We start from the raw sequence: 16,744 nt of genomic DNA on the forward strand, positions 1-16,744 counted from the left end.
GTGACACGCAGGGGTATGTCCCGCCCTCCACGCCCACCGAGGCCACCCTCTGTCGCCTCTGGGCCTCGCTGCTCGACGTGGAGCGCGTGGGCCTGAACGACAACTTCTTCCACCTGGGCGGCCACTCCCTTCTCGCCACGCAGCTCGTCTCGCGAATTCGTTCGGAGCTGGGCGCGGAGGTCGCACTCCGGGTCCTCTTCAGCGGTCCCACGGTCGCGGACCTGGCACGGCACCTGGGGACGCTCAACCAGGACGACGGCCCCCGAGCGATGCCTCCGGTCGTGCGAGTGCCTCGCGACCGCGCGCTTCCGCTGTCCTATGCGCAGGAGCGGCTGTACCGGTTCTTCCTCCGCGCGCCCACGTCGAGCGCCTACAACATTCCCTACGGTCACCGACTCCGGGGCCCCCTGGATGTCGAAGCGCTGCGCGGAGCCCTGCAGTCCCTACTGGAACGCCATGAGTCCATGCGGGTCCGGTTCTCGGAGGAGGACGGACAGCTCGTCCAGCGGGTCGTCCCCGCGGGTGACTTCCCGTGGCGCTTCGAGGACCTGCGCGAGCAGCCGGACGCGGAGGAAGCAGCGTGGCGGTACGTCCACGCCGATGCGGCGACGCCCTTTGATCTGAAGAAGGCTCCGCTCGTACGCGCCTCGCTCCTGCGCGTGAAGAGCGACGAGCACCTGTTCCTCATCTGCGTGCACCACATCGCGGCGGACGGTTGGTCCCTGGGCGTCATCGCTCGGGAGCTGGGGGCGCTGTACACGGCGCTGGCCCACGGCCGTGCAGCCGGACTCGCGCCCCTCGCCGTGCAGTATCCCGACTACGCGGCGTGGCAGCGAACCTGGCTCACCGGCCCAGAGCTGGAGCGACGCCTCGCGTACTGGAAGCAATCGCTCGCGGGGGCACCCACGGAGCTCCGACTTCCCACCGACCGTCCCCGTCCGCCGGAGCGAACCTTCAATGGCATCCGCCGTCCGGTCCAACTGGGCCGTGTCCGCAGCGACGCGCTCCACGCCCTGTGCCGCCGCGAGAACGTGACGCCGTTCATGGCCCTGCTGGCCGCGTTCGGTGTCGTGCTCGCGCGCCGTTCCGGGCAGGAAGAGGTCGTCATCGGGTCGCCCATCGCGAACCGGCTCCTGCCGGAGCTGGAGCCGCTCATCGGCATGTTCGTCAACGGCCTGTGCCTGCGCGTCAACCTGCGCGGAGCCCCGGGGTTTCGCGCACTGTTGCAGCGCGTGCGAGAGGAGACGCTGGGCGCGTACGCACACCAGGAAGTCCCGCTCGATCAAGTGGTCGCGTCGCTGGGCGTCGAGCTGCCCACGAACCGCTCCCCGCTGTTCCAGGCCATGTTCGTCCTGCAGAACACCCCGGAGGTACCGTTCGAACTCCCGGGCCTCGACGTGACGCGCGTGATGGTCAGCCGGGGCAACGCCACCTATGAGTTGGCCCTGTCCCTGACGGAAATGGCCGAGGGCTTCACCGGCGCGCTGGAGTTCAACACCGACCTGTTCGATGCAAGCACCGCCGAGGGCATCCACACCGACCTCCTGGGCATACTCGACACGGTGCTCGCGGATCCGGACGGCCCACTGAGGGGCCGCACGGGCACTCCATGAGGCAACCACCTTCCGCAGAGGAACTTCAACGTTTGCGCGCCCGAGCAGATCACCGTGTCGTAAAGTTGGACTCCGTGAAACCCAATCATAGAGCGCCTTCCTGGCGTTACATCGCGAGCTTGGCGGGAGCGCTGTTACTGAGTGCATGCGCCGAAACACCGATAGCGACCACTTCTGGAACACTCCGAAAGTGGGTGAGCCCCTTTGTACCGGTGCCCGGCGGCGGGCAGTTCCGCACCGTCGTCTACTATGGCCCCTGGCAGTGCAGCAGCCTGATCATGAACTACTGCCGGGAGAAGTGCGCCGGAAGCGGGCATGTCCTCCAAGGCTGCATGTGGCTCGCGGACGTCAAGATGGACTTCGAGGGAACGATCGTCCGGGCAGGAAGCCGGTTCGGAGTGACGCACTGCTGCTGTAACTACGGAACACTCAGCCCCGCTCAGAACGAAACCTCCCGCAGCCGCTGGAACAACATCCGCACGGAGTTCCGGGAGAAATGGGCAGACCGATTCGGCGCATGGCCAACCGGGGCCAACGGTAGGCCGTACGAGGGACACCACATCCGGGACCTCTGGCACGGCGGCAATCCCATCGACTGGGACAACATCTTCCCATTCCCCAAAGACATCCACCAGGACCTCTTTGGGCTCTACAACCAGTGCTACGCCAATGAGCCGCCGTGGACCAGCGTCGGCATGGACCATCCCTACGGAGAGTAGCGACATGCCAATGTCCGCATTGCTGGAGGAGGTGTCACGCATCCACCATGCGCGCCCTCCTGCGACACAGGCGCAAATCGAAGCGTTCGAGCAAAGCGTGGGGTGGCGCCTGGACCCGGACCTCCGCGCCTTCTACCTGCACTGTGACGGCGCCGACCTGTTCGACCGCGTCGACCCCGCCTTTTCCTTCTTCCCATTGTCGCAGCTTCGCCGCGCACGGGTGGTCATGCGCAAGGATGACACCGACCGCGCAGGCCCCGCGTCCTGGTACGCCCTGTGCGAAGTTCGAGACAGCAACTACATCCTTCTCGACGTGAGCGAGAAACACGGCGATCGATATCCCATCCGTGACGGCTACAACGAGGCGTTCCCGGACCCGGCTTACTGCCGCCAGATCGCCAGCTCTTTTTCCGAGTTCCTCGAAGGCGCACTTCGCTCCAACGAGCGTTGGTTCTGGCTCCGGGAAGACACCTGACCCCAGGCCTCGCAGATCAGCCCTGAACCGGAGCTGGTGCGTTCACCGGCTCGGGCGGCTCCACCGGGGGCTTCACGATGAGCTGCGCGAGCGTGGGCCGCTGGGGCTTCTCGAACGGCGCCAGCTTCACCGGCTGCCCGGTCCGCGCCGACTCCTGCAACGCGACGATGACGCGCACGTCCGCCAGTCCCTCGATGCCGTTGGGCTCCGGCTCCTGGTCCTCCAGCACGCAGCGCGAGAAGTAGATGAGCTCCGGCGCGAACTGGTCGCTGCTCTTGAACGTCCGCGTCTCCGCCTTGCCCCCCACGGTGATGAGGTGCTCGATGTCCGTGCCGTACCCGAAGCCGTGTTGCGCGAGCAGGTCGCCCTCGGTGCCCACCAGCCGGTAGCTCGACACCGCCGACGCCTCGTGGCTGATGCCGAACTGGGCCACCCGTCCGTGCGGGAAGCGCATCAGCGCGAACGCCGTCGCGTCCACGCCGTGGAAGCGGCCGTCCCCGCCGCTTGTGTAGGCGAACACCTCACGCGGCTCGTCGCGGAACAGGTAGCGCGCGGCGTTGATGGGATAGGGGCCTTCGTCCAGGAGCGCCCCGCCCCCCAGCTCCCTGCTGCCCCGGATGTCCCCGTCGCGCATCTGCTGCGTGAGCAGGGCGGAGAACATCCTCGGGTCGCCCAGCCTGCCGGAGCGCACCAGCTCCACGGCCTGGAGGTTCGCCTCCTCGAAGTGCAGCCGGTAGGCGATCATCAGCTTCACGTCGTTGTCGTTGGTGACGCGGATCATCGCCTCGCAGTCCTCCACCGACGTCGCCATCGGCTTCTCGCAGAGGACGTGGACACCCACGCGCGCGGCCCGCTCCGTGAAGGCGCGGTGCTGGCTGTTGGGCAACACGATGTAGACGGCGTCCGCGCGCGAATCGCGCAGCACCTGTTCGAAGTTCTCGTAGCCCCCCGCGTGCGAGACGCCGTACCGGCGCTGGAGCACGTCGCGCTTCGTCCGGTCGGAGGAGATGAGGGCCACCAGCTCGCAGTTCTCTTCCGCGTGCTGGAACGCCGGCAGGATGGCCACCTGCGCGAGATTGCCCGCCCCCACCACCGCGTACCGCACCTTCCTGGACGTCCCCTGGGCCATCGCGCCTCTCCCGTCGTGAGCTGAGTCCCAACCCTGGTGACGCGCTCCGCCACCCAGCAAGCCGCGATCGTTCCTCCGGTGCACGGCCCGTATGAGGGGCAGGCAGGAAGGCGGGCCCACGGCACCGTGTGCTATGCGCGAAAGCCATGCACGCTCGCTTCCTGACGCTCCTGGGGCTCCTCGTCCTCTTCGGCTGCGCGACACCTTTCGAGGACAGCGGTGCTCCGGATGCCGGGGCGTATGACCTTCCGTCCATCCCCTACACGGTGGATGCGGGCCCGCCCATCGACGCGCCCCGGGAGACCTGGACGTTCGTGCCCGTCCCCGAGGCCCATTGCGCGAACGGCTCGTCCACGGGCATGGCCGTCAACCTCACGGACCGTTCCAAGCGGGTCCTCGTCTTCCTCGCGGGCGGTGGCGCGTGTTGGGAGGCCGCCGCCTGCGCACTCGGAGCGGCCACCCACATCACCGACACGATGGGCGAGGCTCCCGTGCTGGCCGAGGCCCGCGCGCCGGACCTCGCGGTGCTCTTCGACCGCGAAAATCCGCGCAATCCGTTCCGCGACGCGAGCTTCGTCTACGTCCCCTACTGCACCGGAGACCTCCACGCGGGCACCCGCATCCAGACGTATGACTGGTTCGGCCCGAAGAACGTCGAACATGTGGGCGCGCGGAACCTGGATGCGTACCTGCGGCGGCTCCAGCCGACCTTCCCCGACGCCGACCGCGTCTGGCTCACGGGCATCAGCGCGGGCGGCTACGGGGCGACGTTCAATGCCTGGCGCGTGCAGAAGGCCCTGCCGTGGGCACGGGTGGACGTGCTGAACGATTCGGGGCTCGTCATCGACACCCTGGGGGATGGTCGCTACGGCACCATGCGCGCGAGCTGGGGCGTGGAGTTCCCGCCAGGGTGCTCCGGCTGTGACACGCGCCTGTCGGCGGTGCTGGGCGCCTCCGCGAACCTGCTCACCGCCCCCCGGCGATACGGGATGCTCGGCTACCAGCAGGATGGCACCATCTCCCTCTACTTCGGACTGGACGGCCCCCAGGTGCAGGCCGGACTGGAGGCGGCCCGCGCCGCGGCGGCCCCGAACGTGAAGACCTTCTACCTGCCAGGCAACCCCCACGTGCTCCTGGCCCACCCGGACGCCGCGAACGGCGCGGGCCTCACCGTGCGCGACTGGCTCCAGCGTTTCGCGAGCGATGATCCTGCCTGGGGCCACGAAGGCCCCTGAGCCGTCCTGCTTCGCGCCTGCCTTCCCCTCCCGCCCCGGAGCCTCCCGCCCATGTCCTTCAAGAAGATGCTCGCCCGCCTTGGGATTGGCAGTGCCCGGGTGGACACCCGCCTGGAGCACGACACCGTGCGCGCGGGCGGGGACCTGCGCGGCGCGGTCCACGTGCAGGGCGGCAACACGCCCCAGAGAATCGACCGCATCGACCTGCACCTGATGGCGCAGTACCTCCAACGCGACAACGACCGCCGCAGCGCGCTCAACACCGTCGTGCGCACCTGGCGCATCGCCAACCCCTTCACGCTCCAACCCCAGGAGTCGAAGGAGCTGCCTTTCTCCCTGCGAATGCCCGTCCACACGCCGCTGACGGAGCGCGGCTCGCCGGTGTGGATCAAGACGGCGCTCGACATCGACAACGCCCTCAACCCCGAGGACAGCGACCGGATCCACGTCCTGCCCCACCCCTCCCTCCAGACCGTGCTCGACGCCGCCCTGCACCTGGGCTTCCAGTGGAAGAACGCGTACTGCGAGGCCGGGCCCCCCCTGGGCCGCGACGAGCCCTTCGTCCAGGAGCTGGAATTCCATTCCGGCCCCGCGTGGCGGGGGCCTCCGCGAACGCTCTGCCTCCTGCCGTTCCCGAAGGAGGACGGCCTGGAGCTGATCCTCGACATCGACCGGGGCCCCCGGGGGCTCAGCTCCCTCCTCGAAGGAACGGCCCTGGAGGGCGGGCGCCGCGAGCGGCTGGTGCTGTCTCCGGCGCAACTGTCCCGGGGGGTGGAAGCCGTGTCGGAAGCGCTGGCGGCGCACCTGCGCCAGGAAAGCTGAAAACCGGAACATCCGGGACGCTTGAACGGTCGTGAACGCAGCCGACGTGGCAAGTCCGACGCCGGGGCGTGAAAGTGGTACAAGCCGCCCTGTGAAGACTCCCCCGCCTCCCGCCACTGAAAACCCCACCTTCGACTCCCTCGGTCTCAAGCCCGAGCTGGTCGAGGCGTTGACGTCCCTCGGCTACGAAGAGCCCACGCCCATCCAGGCGGCCGCGCTCCCGCCCCTGCTCTCCGGCAAGGACCTGCTGGGCATCGCCGCCACCGGTACCGGCAAGACGGCCGCGTTCTCGCTGCCCCTGCTGCAACACCTTACCCCGGGGGCCGCGGGTCCCCACAGCACCTCCGCGCTGGTGCTCGTGCCCACGCGCGAGCTGGCCATGCAGGTGTCCGAAGCCATCCACCGCTACGGCCAGAAGCTGGGCGTCAGCGTGCTGCCCCTCTACGGCGGCCAGGAGATTGGCCGGCAGCTGCGCGTGCTCAAGCGCGGCGTGGACGTCGTCGTCGCCACCCCGGGCCGCGCGCTGGACCACCTGCGCCGCAAGACGCTGAAGCTGGACCGCGTGCAGACGGTGGTGCTGGACGAAGCGGACGAGATGCTCGACATGGGCTTCGCGGACGACCTGGAGGCCATCCTCTCCGAGACGCCGGAGAAGCGGCAGACGGCGCTGTTCTCCGCCACCCTGCCCCCGCGCATCTCCAGCATCGCGGAGCGCCACCTGCGCGAGCCGGAGCGCATCCGCATCGCCAAGGAGAAGCTGGAGGCCGGGGAGATGCCCCGCGTCCGGCAGACGGCCTACATCGTGCCGCGCGCGTTCAAGATCGCGACGCTGGGGCGGGTGTTGGACCTGGAGTCCCCCACCGCCGCCATCGTGTTCTGCCGCACGCGCACGGAGGTGGATGAGCTGACCACGTCCCTCAACGGACGCGGCTGGCGCGCGCACGCCCTGCACGGCGGCATGAGCCAGGAGCAGCGCGACCGCGTCATCAAGCAGTTCAAGTCGCAGGCGGCCGACCTGCTCATCGCCACGGACGTGGCGGCGCGAGGCCTGGACATCCCCCGGCTGTCGCACGTGGTGAACTTCGACGTGCCCAACGCGCCGGAGGCCTACGTGCACCGCATCGGCCGCACCGGCCGCGCGGGCCGCGAGGGCGTGGCCATCACGCTGCTGGAGCCCCGCGAGCACCGGCTGCTGCGCAACATCGAGAAGCTCACCGGCCAGCGCATCGAGGTCTCCGCGGTCCCCACCGTGTCGGACCTGCGCGCCCGCCGGCTGGAGATGATGCGCTCGTCGCTGCACGAGGCGCTCGTCGAGGGAGAGCTGGAGGCGTACCGGGGCGTGGTGGAGAACCTGGCCACCGAGTTCAGCGTCATGGACGTCGCCGCCGCCGCGGTGAAGCTCCTCCAGGAGAAGGAGGACGAGGGCCGCGAGGCCGCCGAGCAGGACATCCCCACGGTCGCGCCGCCGTCGGAGAAGCGCTTCCCCCGCACGGAGCGCTCGGGGCCGCCGAGCCGTGGGGGCGACCGTCCCGAACGCCCGGCGCGTGCACCGCGCGCGGATCGCGGCGAAGCGGGAGGGGAGCGCGCCGCGCGTCCCGCCCGCGAGCCGCGCGCGCCGGAGTGGAACGTCACCCGGCTGTTCATCGGCGCGGGCCGCACCGCGGGCATGCGGCCGGCGGACCTGGTGGGCGCCATCGCCGGTGAGGCGGGGCTCGACTCCTCGCGCATCGGCGCGATCCACATCGCGGACATGTACTCCATCGTGGAGGTGCCGGAGCCGGACGCCGCGCGCATCATCTCCGCGCTGAAGGGCGCCACGCTGCGCGGCAAGAAGGTCTCCGTGCGCCGCGACACCCGCGACTGAGACACCGCCCCGTCACGCGAGTGACGGGGCCGCGGGCCCGGAGCCGTCGCTCCGGGCCGCCACGCGCTCCCAGGCCAGGCCGCCCTGTTCCCGGTGGAGGGTGGGACCTAGGATGGCGGGCACGATGAGTGACGAGGGGGAGCAGAACCGGCGGTTGCGCGAGCGCCTGCGCCGCGAGCTGGGGTCGCTGCGCGCCGAGTTCGCCGCATGGCTGACGCTGCGCAGGAAACAGGACGTCGCCGAGCAGCACGCCAGCCAGTTCATGGCCATCGAGGCCTGTATCGACGGGGCCGCCAGGGGACTCACGAAGCACCTGGACGCGCTGGACCTGGGCCTTCCCCGGGGTGCGTTCGCGGAGCAGTGCCGGCGGCACGACCTGCGCATCTTGTGGTTGCGGCGACTGTGGCGCTTCTTCCGGGAGCGGCTCGATCAACGGGACGACGCCCGGCTGGCCCCGCTGCTGCGCGCGGCGGACGAGGTGGTCTGGAGCGCCTGGCGCTCGGTGTTCGAGCGGGCTCCGACCCTCGGACTGAACGTGACGAGCGGGCCTGCGCCCCTGCCCTTCATCGACCTGGAGCACTCGCCCGCGGCCACGCCCCGTACATGGGTGTCCCGGGAGCTGAGCCGGGATGGCGGTCCGCTGTTGGCGGAGCACCTGGAGCGACTGCCCATCGCGCTCATCCACCTGCCCGTGGCGAGCGTCGCCTCCCCGTGGTGGCTCGTCTTCATCGGCCACGAGGTGGGCCACCACGTGCAGCACCACCTGGGCCTGGTGGAGGGCTTTCAGGCCCAACTCAAACAGGCGGTCCTCCGGTCCGCCACCGACTTGAAGCTGACGGATGCCGCCCTCGCCGCGGAACGCTGGGGGCGATGGTCGCAGGAGGTCTTCGCGGACGTGTACTCGGTGGTCTCCTTCGGCACGGCCGCGGTGCGGGCCCTGGTCGAGTTCGAACAGCACCCGGACGCGGGGATGGGCGTGCCGCGCGATCGCTACCCCGCCGCCGCCGTCCGACTGCACCTGATGGTGCGGACCGCCGAACGGCTGGGCCTGTCCGGCGCGCAGGCGAGCCTGAACGGGCTGGATCCACGGGCCCTGGTCGCGGGCGTGGAGCTCGCGGAAGAGGATCTGCGCCTCGTGGACACGGTGGTCAAAGCCTCGCTGGCGGAGCTGCCCGGCTCCGACGTGTCGTTGACGGAGCTGCTGGGCTTCGATGCCCGGCACTTCGAGCTGCGCTGGCCCGCCATCCCCACGCCGTTCGATGTCACGGGGCCCCGAAGGATGGCCGGCGCCGCGCTCGAGGCGTGGGCCCGGACCGAAGCGATGCCCCTCATGGGAGACGCGTCCGCGCTCGACGCGCTCGCGGACACGGTGAAGCAACTGATTGGAGAGAAACGGCTCCCGGAGCGGCGCGGTGGCGCGAAGCCTCCGGGTGCGCCCTTGAACGGGGATGGGCTTCTGGACGTCCTGCTCGGCATGGACCCGGCGCGACTCGAGGCGGCGGCCCGGGGGGCGGCATGAGGGCGGTCATCACCGTGGTGCGGGAGCCCTCCCTGGACCCGGCCGCGTTCTGGCGCGTGGAGGTGGATGGGACGCCGCACCACCACCTGCGGCGCCTGGACAACGGCTTCCCCTTCCCCACCGAGGACGGTGCGCTCGATGGCCTCCCGGAGGTCACCGCGCTCTGGCAGGGCATGAAGCCCGAGAAGGGACTGCGCGGCGCCTTCACCAGCATTCACGGCGGTACGCCCACGCAGGGCCACCTGTGGGGCTTCGGTCGCTACCTGCTGGAGACGCTCCTGGGCGGTGTCTTCTGGCAACAGCTCAAGGGCCGCTGTCCGAAGAACGAGTCCCTGGAGCTGGTGCTCGAATGGGACTCCGGCGAGTGGGAGCTGAGCCGCCTGCACTGGGAGCTGATGCGGGATGACACGGGCTTCCTCGCGGAACAGCACGCCCCGGAGGTGTCGCTGGTGCGGCGGGTGCCCGTCACGCGTCCTTTCCAGGCCCGCGCGCCCATCGACCTGCGGGTGCTCTTCGTCGTGGGCACGGACCTGACGGATCCGCGGATCCGCCCGGGTGCCGAATACCTGGGACTGCTGCGCCACCTGAACCACCAGCAGCGGGCCCTCCACCACCGCGTCCTCATCGCGGCCCATGGCGAGGACCTCGCCGCGGCCGTGAAGAGCTACCAGCCCACGGTCCTCCACCTCACCTGCCACGGTGAATGGGACAGCATCCATCTCAAGCCGGGCCGGGAGGCGCCGCCCTCCGAGGAGCGGGAGGGCTTCAAGCGCTGGAGCGCCCAGGACCTGTACCAGCTCCTCCAGGGCACGGGCGTCCCACTGCCGACGGTGGTGGTCGTCAACGCCTGTGATTCGGCGAAGGGCCGGCCGCCCATGCCCCAGGAGGATCCCGCCTCCGCCACCGCGCAGGCCTCGTTCGCCGTGGAGCTGGCGAAGCTTGGCGTCCCGATGGTGGTGGGCATGGCCGGAGAGGTCGCCGATCACGCCTGCCGTCTCTTCACCCGACGTCTCTACGAGTCCCTGCTCGAAGGCGTCCCGAACACGCCCGTGGACCTGGGGCTCGCGACTACCACCGGCCGTCGCGCCGGGCTCCAGTTGCTCGACGGCCGCCATGCGACCAGCGACTGGGCCTTCTCCCAGCTCATCATCCGAGGCGACACGGACACGCGGCTGGTGCTGAAGGACGTGGGGCAGGCCTCCGTGCGCCTGCGGATCGCGAACACGCTCCGGGTCAATCATCCGTTCTGCGACCGGCTCGAAGCGTTCCGTGATTTCGAGCGCTGGTTGGACTCAGGGCGCTGCGAGTGGAACCCCTTCGCCATCGTCGGGCCCGCCATGGAGCAGCCTCCGGTGAAGTACGGGGCCACGCGCTTGATGAGCGAGCTGGCCGTGCACGCGCTCCAGTCCGGCTACGTCCCCGTCCTCTTCGGCTTCCCGGAAGGCAGCACGGAGGCCCCCACGACCGAGCGGCTCCTGACGGAGTTGTTCAAGAAGCTGCGCGACCTGCGGAACGACTGGGGCGTGGGCCCCGCGAAGGACTCGCAGCTGCGCGCGCTCCTGCTGCGAGAGAAGAGCCCCGCCCCGCCGCTCCACCCGGACCTCGACGAGGCGCTGACCCTGGGCGGGCCGACGGACCCCGCCGTGCTCCGGTTGGCGCTGGCCATGGACCTGGCGGCCCTGGCGAAGGACACGCAATGCAAGGGCGCGCTGCTGCTGCTGGACGGCATCCACACCTGGTCGCCCGCGCTGTCCACGCTCGTGCACCTGTTGGAGCACCGGCTGATCTTCGAGGGCCTGACGACGCCGGTGGTGGTGAGCTGCCGCCGCTGGCCCGGTCATCCCCAGGCGGATGGTCCCATCAAGGCCCTGCTGGAGCGCGCGACCGTCGAACGTCACGACATCAGCCGGTTCCCGGAGGCGCTGGAGCCGCTCATCTACAACCAGTACGTCCTCCTGCGCGAACCGCCGCAGGTCCCGAATCCCGCCATGCCGAACGTGGCGATGTTCCTCGAAACGTATTTCAAGGACCTGGTGAAGGGACTGCCCTCCCAGCTCCACGGGAACGCGGGACTGGACGCGGTGCTCAAGGCGCTCGGCACGTCGAAGATGCTCCTTCAGGCGGATGATCAAGCCACCATGAAGGCCTTGCTCCGGGGCACTCCGGCGCGTGAAGGGCAGACCTCATGAACGCCGACCTGCGGCAGGAGCTGGCCCGGATCAACCAGCTCGTCGAGCAGAACCTCGAAGCCAACCGGCGCACGCGCGATGACCGGATGCAGGGCTTCGAGGACGCCCTGCGGTGGATGCTCCTCGTCCCGGTGTGGACGGAAGCGCTTGCGCAGGCGTGCGGCTTTCCTCCGACGGCCGCCGCGCTGGAGTGGCTGCGCGCGGAAGGGCTGTGCCAGTCCCGGGAGGTCTCCAGCCTGGACCTGGATGCGCCTTCCATCCGCGAGTACTGGATGCCTCCCGACATCCGTCAGCGCGAGCTGCGACGGCTGCTGGAGAAGACCCCGTCGCTCGAACAGGCCCTGCGTGAAGAGAGTCATCTGCTGGGCCAGAAGCTGTCCGCTCCGGAGTTGAAGACCCTGGTCCCCTTGCCGACCCGACGGTGGGCCGGACTGGCTGCCCGGGGGGACAATCCCGAAGTCCTGGCCACCGAACTCCAGGAGCGGATCGCGGAGCGGGTGGAGCAGGACTTCACTCCTGCATCCGGGGAGGTGGAGGAGCAACGCCTCGCGGACGCGATGAGCTGGGTGCGCACGGCCTGGCACCTGGAGCCCATCTTCGGTCCCACGCTCGGCGCGGCCGCCAGCGCCGCCGCCCGCCGCATCGACTTCCTCCAGCTTCACCGCGAGGACGAGCGTCGGCTGGAGCACTACCTCCAGCGCGAGGAGCAGCTCGAAGCGTTCCGTGAGTTGATGACCGCTCCCCAGGACACCCCCGCCTGGGCGCTACACTTCGTGGGCAAGGCAGGCATCGGCAAGACGATGCTGGTGCGTCACCTCTGCGCACGAAGCATCGCGCGGGGGTACTGGGCCCGGGTGGACTTCGATCACCTCAACCCGGCGTATCCGACGCAGGCTCCGTGGCTGCTCATCGAACAGCTCGCGGAGCAGCTCTTCCTCCAGGGAGGCGCGGGACGGATCAGCCGGAGCCTGCACTGGTTCGACCGGACGCGGCTGATGGTGCGTGAGCTGGCCGGAGGCTCCGCGCCCTCCTGGAAGGACATCCAGCGAACGCCCCACTGGCAGGAGATGCTCCATGCCTTCGCCAGCGTCGTGCGTGAGCTGAATGGACCCGTCGTCCTCCTCTTCGACACGTGCGAGGAGCTGGCGAAGCTCTCCTCCGGAGATGAACCCGCCAACGTCACCGCCACGTTCCAGCTCCTTGAAGATCTGCACCAGCAGGCGCCGGGGCTCCGGGTCGTCTTCTTCGGCCGTCGGCCCCTCGCCTCCAGCGGCGCGGGCTGGCGGCTGGAGAACGCGCCCTCGTGGCTTCCCCCGAGAGACTTCCTCCGGCTGCACGAGATGCAGTCCTTCTCCCAGTGGGAAGCGGAGCGGTACTTCGATCAGGCCCGCGCGGGCCAACGCGAACTGCCGCGTGAGCTGCGGACGGCCGTGTTGATGAAGACCCAGGAGCCGCCGCGGCCTTCCGTGTTCGTGCACACGCGGACCGCGCCGCCACCGTCGACACGCTTCAATCCCTTCGAGGTCGTCCTCTACACGGACTGGAGCCGCGAGGACCCGCGCGTCACGCCCGAGTTGCTGGCCCAGCCTGGAAGCGACCGCTATGTCGAGCTGCGCATCGTGGAGCGGCTCCAGAACCCGGACCTGCTCAAGCTGCTGCCCATGGTGGCGCTGCTGGGGCGCTTCGATGAACCCCTGCTGCGCGACACCTGGAGCGGAGCGCCCGAGTCCTTCGAGGCCGCCTTCCGCGAGTTGATCCGCCAGGAATGGGTCCGGCCGGAGTCTCCGTACTACCAGGTGGACGAGGGCCTGCGGCCCCGTCTCGAAGCCTGGTGCCGCGCGACGAAGCCTGACTCCCTCCGGGACGCGTCCCAGCGAGCGACGGACTCCCTCGAACAATTCACCGTCCATCACGCCATCGCGAAGGTGGAGGTCTTCCACTACGTGCTGCTCGGCGGGCTGCTCCGAGACGAACCCGAGCGGGCCGTCGCGTGGTGGCGCCTCATCGAGAAGCGGAACATCAACATCGGAAGCTTCGCCGCGCTCGGCTCGGTCTGTGGTTCGCTCCTGGCGGATCAGGGCCCCCTGAGCCGTGATGCTCCGGCGTCCACCCGGCCATTCCGGGCGGTCGTCCTGGCCACGTACGCCGCCAGCCTCCTCCACCGCCGTCGCCCCGCCGGAGAGGAATGGGCGGAGGTCGGCCGCATCGCCCCCGAGGACGACGGACACCTGCGCCTCCGCGCACTGCTCGGAAAGATCATCGCGGCCAACGCCAACGAAGCGCCGTTGAGCGAGGTCCGCATCAAGCAGCTCTGGAGCCAGACGAAGCCCTGGCGGATCGAGGATTGGGACGAACAGCTCCAGGCCGCGTGGGTCGGAGCGCTGGCGGCCATTGTCGAACAGGCCGAACGGGCCGGGAGCTTCCGCTCGCTGGCGGACAAGCCGCTGACGCAGACGGCGAAGTGGGCTGCTTCGGCGAAGGTCCCACCAGCACTTGCGGGCTTCGCGCTGGCGACGGTCGCGCGTGCGTTCGCCCACCAACGCAAGAAGCCGAAGTGGGTGGAGGGCTGGTTCTTCAAGGCGGTGTCGCGGGTCCGTGTGGGACCGACGCAGCAGCGATGGCTGGACTGGCGGGCGCCCGACGACACGGGCGCTCGCGTCCGGCTGGAGATGATCCGATCGCTCTACCCGGAGGGGGTGCCGGCGGCGCAGCTCCTGAAGGACTGGGCCGCGATGGATGGGGGCGACATCCTGAGACAGTGGTCGCGAATCGATCCGAGCGTGCTGGACCAGGATCGGCTCTGTACGGCGTACCTCCAGTTGGAGGGAGCGGTACGGCCACCGCTGGACCTCGCACGCCGGATGGAGGAGCACGGCTGGCGCGCGCAGGCGTCGCAATACGGGAAGCCTGACTGCAATGCGCACCGGGAAGTCCCACCGTCCATCATCGCGTACGCCCAGGCCCTGGGAGAGGCGGGGTTCATCAACTCCGCGCTGAACGAACTCCGGACCGCGACGTCCCGTGAGGAGCGCGCCTCACGCTCCACCGAGGGGGCCACGCTCGCGAGGAATCTGCGCCTGGAGCTTTCGCGCCGCATGCGGCACCTGGGCAACGTGCAGTCCATGGCGGAGCTGCTGAACTTCCTTCCCTCCGACGCAACCGAAGCCACCTACAACGAGTATGCCGCGACCTGGGCGCTGCTGGGCATGGCGCAGCCGGAGCTGACGCTGAGCCTGGATCCGACGCCCCGGAACCCGGGGACGACCCCGTGGCTACAGCATGCCTGCTGGCGTTCCCTTCCGACGCTGGACGCGGAGCACGCCCGCCGCAGCCTGAGCTGGGCGAAGGTGCGGCTGGTCCCAGGCAAGAAGTCGCTGGATGAATTCCTGATGCTGTCGCTCGTACTGGACGTCGTCGAAGCGGACGAGGTGGCGGAGCACTTCGGGTTGGACCATTCGTTCCTGATCCGGTGGTTCTCCCACCTGCTGGACTGGCGGAGGCACCTTCCGCCACACCAGTTGCTCCGGCTCCTCCTGCGGGCCCGGGCGCTGGGGTTTCCCGTGTCCGCACGGCAGCTCGCCCCGCAGATCAAGAAGGTGGGCCCCCGCGCCGCGGCCCGCATCGCCCTGGACGAAGGAGAACTCCTGGCGTTGAGGCTGCCGCTGAAGGGCGCCAGCCTCCTGGAGACGGCCCTCCAGCTCTTCCAGGAGAGTGAGGACCCCGTCGGCTCCGTGCTGTCCTCGCTGTTCAGGGCCCTGGCGCTCCTGCGGACTCCGCTCGCGAACCTGGAAGGGGTGCGCGAAGCACTGGTTTCGGAGCTGGCCCGGTTGCCGCTGACCGCCCACCTGGGGCCGATGAAGCGGATCGGCGCGGAAGGCCCCTTGGAGAAGTTGCTTCCTCCAGCCCTGCTCGACCTGATCGATCACGACAAGGACTGGGACGAGATCCTCTTCCGCGTCGCGGGCGCGCTGCTGGCCTTCGAGGACGTGCGCGATGGAGGCAAACGATTGGATGCGCTGACCCAGGACCGACGCCAACTCACATCGCGCACCTCGGAGCTGCTGGGGCTGCGACAGACCCTCTTGCGATCCAGGGCTGTCCCTCCCAATGAGAATGCGCTTGAAGATTCTCTGGCGTCGCATTCCTTCGAGCTCCTCTTGCCCCCGAGCGACCCCGGTGAGCTGCTCTTCACCGCGAGGGCCCCGGAACCGAATTCCCCCTTGGCTTCGACCCTGGGTGTTGGACCCATCCAAGTTGAACTGACCACGGCGCATCGTGAGCGGTTCAGGCCGTTCGTGCTCTTCCAGCACGACCCTTACGAGGACACGGTGCGCCTGGCCGACGTACTGCTCCGGTCGCTGCCCACCTTCACGAGTTGGATGGGTGGAGAGGTGGCGTTCGCGACGGAGACCGCCGTCGCGGGCCTCTGCTGGGAAGCGGTGGTTGGAGCGATGCTCCGCGAGTCGCAGGAGGAGCAGCTCGGCCTCGACCTGCGGCGCAGCAGCGTTCGTGGCTTCCAACTGGCGGCGCTGTGGGTCCGTCCGCCGTCGCACGTGGGCGTGGAACTGGGAGACGCCCTGTCACAACGGCGCCTGGGCCATCGCTGGTTGGAAACGGCGGCGAGACGGACGGCCCGCGTCCTGGGCGGTGGCGAGAACGACGCGCCCCATGCGGATTCGGCCACGGTGGACCTGCTGTACCTGAGGGCCACCCCCGTCCCCACCGCGCGAGGTGTCCGGATGGAGCTCACGGTGAATGGACACTCCGAGAACCGCATTCGGGAGCGGGAGCGGCTCATCTCCGCGGACGACCTGCTCGCGTGGATGAAGAAGCTCCGGATCTGCATTCTCGCGGGCCCACAGTTGGTGGATACCCGACGCATCGAGGGTGATCGTCTCCGCGCCGCCAACGCCCGGGCCTTCGCTTGCGAGCTGGCGGCATCGGGACAGCTCACGGCGGTCCTCGTGATTCCATCACTGCCGGAGGGTCTTGAATTTGAAGTGAATGCGCTCGTGGCCCAGGCGTTCACCCAACAAGATTGGGCCGGTGCGTTGAGTTCAGTGGTGAGGGAGATGCGCACCTACCTCTTTCGAGCACTCGGCAAGACCTCCGACGCATGGGAAGTGGCGATGGATTGTTGTCTCTACATGCCCCCCCAGTCGCAGCTGCACTACTGACC

At 69.3% G+C, this 16,744-nt stretch carries 10 protein-coding genes; 9 read left to right on the forward strand and 1 reads right to left on the reverse strand.

The genetic code is table 11. The features are described from left to right. From D7X74_RS12950 to D7X74_RS12960, 3 genes are all read left to right on the forward strand, one after another. Positions 1-1,613 (forward strand): condensation domain-containing protein (locus tag D7X74_RS12950; RefSeq protein ID WP_233602078.1); only part of this gene is annotated, 1,613 nt, incomplete at its 5' end. Between the two features lie 194 nt (positions 1,614-1,807). Then, positions 1,808-2,332 (forward strand): hypothetical protein, encoded by a 525-nt coding sequence (locus D7X74_RS12955; RefSeq protein WP_233595815.1) that lies wholly within the window; start codon positions 1,808-1,810, stop codon positions 2,330-2,332. Between the two features lie 4 nt (positions 2,333-2,336). Continuing rightward, positions 2,337-2,807 (forward strand): SMI1/KNR4 family protein, encoded by a 471-nt coding sequence (locus D7X74_RS12960; protein ID WP_120533254.1) that lies wholly within the window; start codon positions 2,337-2,339, stop codon positions 2,805-2,807. Positions 2,808-2,823: 16 nt separating this feature from the next. Here the strand turns inward: D7X74_RS12960 and D7X74_RS12965 are convergent, their stop codons facing one another. Then, entirely contained in the window at positions 2,824-3,936 is a 1,113-nt protein-coding gene (locus D7X74_RS12965) for a Gfo/Idh/MocA family protein (RefSeq protein ID WP_120533255.1), read from the reverse strand. A gap of 146 nt (positions 3,937-4,082) precedes the next feature. On the opposite strand from D7X74_RS12965, the gene D7X74_RS12970 reads away from it, so the two are divergent. From D7X74_RS12970 to D7X74_RS12995, 6 genes are all read left to right on the forward strand, one after another. Beyond that, entirely contained in the window at positions 4,083-5,171 is a 1,089-nt protein-coding gene (locus D7X74_RS12970; protein ID WP_120533256.1) for a pectin acetylesterase-family hydrolase, read from the forward strand. A 51-nt stretch (positions 5,172-5,222) separates the two neighbouring features. Then, the gene (locus tag D7X74_RS12975) at positions 5,223-5,993 is read left to right on the forward strand and encodes a sporulation protein (RefSeq protein ID WP_120533257.1); all 771 of its coding nucleotides are present in this window, start codon (positions 5,223-5,225) and stop codon (positions 5,991-5,993) included. A gap of 91 nt (positions 5,994-6,084) precedes the next feature. Continuing rightward, on the forward strand, positions 6,085-7,857 hold the full coding sequence (locus tag D7X74_RS12980) for a DEAD/DEAH box helicase (protein WP_120533258.1): 1,773 nt from the start codon (positions 6,085-6,087) through the stop codon (positions 7,855-7,857). 124 nt (positions 7,858-7,981) lie between these two features. Then, on the forward strand, positions 7,982-9,376 hold the full coding sequence (locus D7X74_RS42985; RefSeq protein ID WP_158622224.1) for a hypothetical protein: 1,395 nt from the start codon (positions 7,982-7,984) through the stop codon (positions 9,374-9,376). Beyond that, the gene (locus D7X74_RS12990; RefSeq protein ID WP_158622225.1) at positions 9,373-11,565 is read left to right on the forward strand and encodes a CHAT domain-containing protein; all 2,193 of its coding nucleotides are present in this window, start codon (positions 9,373-9,375) and stop codon (positions 11,563-11,565) included. The genes D7X74_RS42985 and D7X74_RS12990 overlap by 4 nt, the downstream gene beginning before the upstream one ends. Then, the gene (locus tag D7X74_RS12995) at positions 11,562-16,742 is read left to right on the forward strand and encodes an ATP-binding protein (RefSeq protein ID WP_120533261.1); all 5,181 of its coding nucleotides are present in this window, start codon (positions 11,562-11,564) and stop codon (positions 16,740-16,742) included. The genes D7X74_RS12990 and D7X74_RS12995 overlap by 4 nt, the downstream gene beginning before the upstream one ends. Positions 16,743-16,744 lie beyond the last annotated feature (2 nt).

Origin of the sequence: Corallococcus sp. CA047B (assembly GCF_003612065.1) — a bacterium.
In the GTDB taxonomy this organism is placed as follows: domain Bacteria; phylum Myxococcota; class Myxococcia; order Myxococcales; family Myxococcaceae; genus Corallococcus; species Corallococcus praedator.

Bases quoted from the DNA above. Each gene is read 5' to 3' on its own strand.
- D7X74_RS12960 (WP_120533254.1), top strand. From the start codon at position 2,337: ATGCCAATGTCCGCATTGCTGGAGGAGGTGTCACGCATCCACCATGCG.
- D7X74_RS12965 (WP_120533255.1), bottom strand. From the start codon at position 3,936: ATGGCCCAGGGGACGTCCAGGAAGGTGCGGTACGCGGTGGTGGGGGCG.
- D7X74_RS12970 (WP_120533256.1), top strand. From the start codon at position 4,083: ATGCACGCTCGCTTCCTGACGCTCCTGGGGCTCCTCGTCCTCTTCGGC.
- D7X74_RS12975 (WP_120533257.1), top strand. From the start codon at position 5,223: ATGTCCTTCAAGAAGATGCTCGCCCGCCTTGGGATTGGCAGTGCCCGG.
- D7X74_RS42985 (WP_158622224.1), top strand. From the start codon at position 7,982: ATGAGTGACGAGGGGGAGCAGAACCGGCGGTTGCGCGAGCGCCTGCGC.
- D7X74_RS12990 (WP_158622225.1), top strand. From the start codon at position 9,373: ATGAGGGCGGTCATCACCGTGGTGCGGGAGCCCTCCCTGGACCCGGCC.
- D7X74_RS12995 (WP_120533261.1), top strand. From the start codon at position 11,562: ATGAACGCCGACCTGCGGCAGGAGCTGGCCCGGATCAACCAGCTCGTC.